Origin of the sequence: Streptosporangium amethystogenes (assembly GCF_000721075.1) — a bacterium.
Classification (GTDB): Bacteria; Actinomycetota; Actinomycetes; order Streptosporangiales; family Streptosporangiaceae; genus Streptosporangium; species Streptosporangium amethystogenes.
Map to the genome: position 1 here is coordinate 1 of NZ_JOEQ01000173.1, position 350 is coordinate 350.

Consider the following 350-nt stretch of genomic DNA (forward strand, 5'->3'; position numbering starts at 1 on the left):
CGGCACCATCCCCCGCGACCGCGCCGCATACGCCGCCAAAACATCCCGCGCCAACGGCGCCATCGACCACCCGTCACCCGCGATGTGATGCAACACCAGCAGCAGGATCCGGGTGGAGGAGTCGAGCTCGAAGAGGCGGGCGCGCAGTGGCGTCTCCACGGTCAGGTCGAAGCCCCTCCCCGCCTCGGCCGCCAGCGCGGGCCCGAGCGTGTCGGCATCGACCCGGACAACCTCGAAGGACACGTCCACGGTGTCCAGAACCCGCTGACACGCCACCCCGTCCACCTCGGGAAACACCGTCCGCAAACTCTCATGCCGACCCACCACATCCCGCAGAGCGACCCCCAGCA

General features: G+C 69.7%; 1 protein-coding gene. It reads right to left on the bottom strand.

Going from position 1 to position 350, the window contains the following annotated elements; genetic code table 11:
* On the bottom strand, positions 1–327 hold a 327-nt coding region (locus IG98_RS46315), incomplete at its 3' end, for a condensation domain-containing protein (RefSeq protein WP_281178623.1).
* Positions 328–350: the final 23 nt, after the last annotated feature.